Raw genomic sequence first — 2,846 nt, 5'->3', positions numbered from 1 at the left:
GAAACTTCCATGGCCGCTTCCTTCCCGATGAACGCCTGGTATGCCGCCGCTTGGGACGCCGAGGTGAAGCCGGCGCTGCTGCCGCGCACGATCTGCGGCAAGCACGTTGTGATGTATCGCAAGGCCGACGGCAGCATTGCCGCGCTGGAGGATGCCTGCTGGCATCGGCTAGTGCCGCTCTCGAAGGGCCGGCTCGAAGGCGACACCGTCGTCTGCGGCTATCACGGCCTCAAATACAACCCGCAGGGCCGCTGCACCTACATGCCAGCGCAGGAGACGATTAATCCGTCCGCCTGCGTGCGCGCCTATCCGGCGGTCGAGCGGCATCGCTTCATCTGGCTGTGGATGGGCAATCCGGCGCTGGCAGATCCGGCCACCATCCCGGACATGCATTGGAATCACGATCCCGCCTGGGCCGGCGACGGCAAGACCATTCACGTCAACTGCGATTATCGGCTCGTCGTCGATAACCTGATGGACCTGACGCACGAGACCTTCGTGCACGGCTCGTCGATCGGCAACGAGGCGGTGACCGAGGCGCCGTTCGATGTCACCCATGGCGAGCGCACCGCGACCGTGTCGCGCTGGATGCACGGCATCGAGCCGCCGCCGTTCTGGGCGAAGCAACTCGGTAAGGACGGCCTGGTCGACCGCTGGCAGATCATCCGCTTCGAGGCGCCGTGCACGGTGGCAATCGACGTCGGCGTGGCGCCGAGCGGCACCGGTGCGCCCGAGGGCGACCGCTCGCAAGGGGTCAACGGCTTCGTGCTCAACACCATCACGCCGGAGACCGAGCGGACCTGCCACTATTTCTGGACCTTCGTGCGCAACTACCGGCTCGACGAGCAGCGGCTGACCACCGAACTGCGCGAGGGTGTCTCGGGCATCTTCCATGAGGACGAGCTGATCCTGGAAGCGCAGCAGCGTGCCATCGACGAGAACCCGACGCGGCTGTTCTACAACCTCAATATCGATGCCGGCGCGATGTGGGCACGCCGGATCATCGACCGCATGATCGCGCGCGAGACGCCGCAGCGCGAAGCCGCGGAGTAGCAGGAATGGCCGAGCGCGAGGTCGAGCGATCCGTGTCGCAAACAGTGCGGGCGCAGCTCGCGTTGCGCGACCTGATCCTCTCGGGCGGCTTGCGTCCGGGCGAGCGGATCTCGGAGCTGCAGGCCGTGGATACGATCGGCGTGTCGCGGACGCCGGTGCGGATGGCGCTGGTGCGGCTGGAGGAAGAAGGGCTGCTCGAGATGATCCCCTCCGGCGGCTTCATGGTGAAGTCGTTCTCCGAGCGCGACATCCTAGATTCCATCGAGCTGCGCGGCACGCTGGAAGGGCTCGCGGCCCGGCTTGCGGCCGAACGCGGTGTGTCGGCGCGTGATCTCGACCCCTTGCGCGAGTGCCTGGCGCAGATCGACGCGCTGGTGGCGCAGGATCCGATCTCGATCGAGGCCTTCTCCGCCTATGTCACGCTCAACGCGCGCTTCCACGCGCTGCTCGCCGAACTCTCGCGCAGCGCGCCGGTCATTCGCCAGGTCGACCGGGCTTCGGCGTTGCCCTTTGCGTCCCCGAGCGGCTTCGTGATGGTGCAATCGGCGCTGCCGGAAGCGCATCAGATCCTGCTGATCGCGCAGGATCATCATCGCGTCGTGGTCGATGCCATCGAGAACCGCGAGGGCGCGCGCGCCGAAAGCATCATGCGCGAGCATGCACGGCTCGCCGCGCGCAATCTGCGTGCCGCGCTCAAGACACGCAGCCATTTCAATCTCGTTCCAGCATCCGCACTGATCAAGACGCCGGGCGTGGGTTAGGAGACACGAGCATGCGCTTCGAGGATCACTGGACCGTTGCAACGCTGGCCGGCATCCGCGACCTGACACCTGACATTCGCGAGTTCACTCTGCGGCCGGACGATAGCGCCGGACAGCCTTATGCGGTCGGCAGCCACATCAAGGTCGGCGTGCTGATCGACGGCCAGCCGGACGTGCGCTCCTACTCGCTGATCGGCGAGGCCGCGCCGGGGCTCTATCGGATCGCGGTGCGGCGGGCCGAAGATTCTCGCGGCGGCTCGCGCTATCTCTGGTCGCTGGCGCCGGGTGCGCGGCTGAACATCGCGGCTCCCGCTTCCCTGATGCAGCTCGATTGGCAGCGCGAGCATTATTGCCTGGTGGCCGGCGGCATCGGCATCACGCCTCTGCTCGGTGCGGCACAGGCGCTGCTGCGGAAGACACCGAACGTCTCGCTGCATTACGCGGTGCGGTCGCGCCGCGATGCCGCCTATGCCGATGAGCTGGCCGCGCTGCTTGGCGATCGAATGACCATCCATGCTGCCGACGAAGGCCGCCGCCTTGTCATGACGGGCCTGTTCGCGGGCCTGCCGCGCAACGCCGCGGTGCTGTTCTGCGGTCCGATGCGAATGCTGGAGGAGGCGCGCCGCGCCTGGTCAGCCGATGGCCGTGTCGCGACCGATTTGAGCTACGAGACCTTCGGCTCGTCGGGGCAATTCGCGGCCGAGCCATTCCGCGTGCAGCTGCGCGACAGCGGCGAGGAGTTCGTGGTGCCGCGCGACCGCACCATGCTGGATGTGCTGAACGCGGCGGGGCACGAGATCATCGCCGACTGCCGCCGCGGCGAGTGCGGCATCTGCGTCGTCGACGTGGTCGACGTCGACGGCCAGATCGACCATCGCGATGTGTTCTTCAGCGCCGCGCAGAAGGCGGACAACCGCAAGCTCTGCCCCTGCGTGTCGCGCGCCCATGGCGTGGTGACGATCGACACGCTGGAACGGAGCGATGCGATCTGATCGCGACCGCTCAGCCGATCTCCGCGCGCACCTTCGCGGC

General features: G+C 67.1%; 3 protein-coding genes. All 3 read left to right on the top strand.

Annotated features, from left to right (window positions below):
• Nucleotides 1-9 precede the first annotated feature (9 nt).
• From WA702_RS22470 to WA702_RS22460, 3 genes are read left to right on the top strand one after another with little or no spacing between them, the layout of a single operon-like run.
• Nucleotides 10-1,053 (top strand): Rieske 2Fe-2S domain-containing protein, encoded by a 1,044-nt coding sequence (locus WA702_RS22470; RefSeq protein WP_425112749.1) that lies wholly within the window; start codon nucleotides 10-12, stop codon nucleotides 1,051-1,053.
• A 5-nt stretch (nucleotides 1,054-1,058) separates the two neighbouring features.
• Complete coding sequence (locus WA702_RS22465; RefSeq protein ID WP_425112748.1) at nucleotides 1,059-1,814, top strand: GntR family transcriptional regulator; 756 nt, start codon at nucleotides 1,059-1,061, stop codon at nucleotides 1,812-1,814.
• An 11-nt stretch (nucleotides 1,815-1,825) separates the two neighbouring features.
• Nucleotides 1,826-2,806, top strand: coding sequence for a PDR/VanB family oxidoreductase (locus tag WA702_RS22460; protein WP_425112747.1), 981 nt, complete (start codon nucleotides 1,826-1,828; stop codon nucleotides 2,804-2,806).
• The last annotated feature ends 40 nt before the right edge of the window (nucleotides 2,807-2,846 follow it).

Source organism: Bradyrhizobium sp. (genome assembly GCF_049798375.1).
Taxonomy (GTDB): domain Bacteria; phylum Pseudomonadota; class Alphaproteobacteria; order Rhizobiales; family Xanthobacteraceae; genus Bradyrhizobium.
This window is presented reverse-complemented; position numbering and strand designations above follow the sequence as displayed.

Excerpts from the sequence above, each read along its gene's own strand:
- WA702_RS22470 (WP_425112749.1), top strand. The coding sequence starts at position 10 with ATGGCCGCTTCCTTCCCGATGAACGCCTGGTATGCCGCCGCTTGGGAC.
- WA702_RS22465 (WP_425112748.1), top strand. The coding sequence starts at position 1,059 with ATGGCCGAGCGCGAGGTCGAGCGATCCGTGTCGCAAACAGTGCGGGCG.
- WA702_RS22460 (WP_425112747.1), top strand. The coding sequence starts at position 1,826 with ATGCGCTTCGAGGATCACTGGACCGTTGCAACGCTGGCCGGCATCCGC.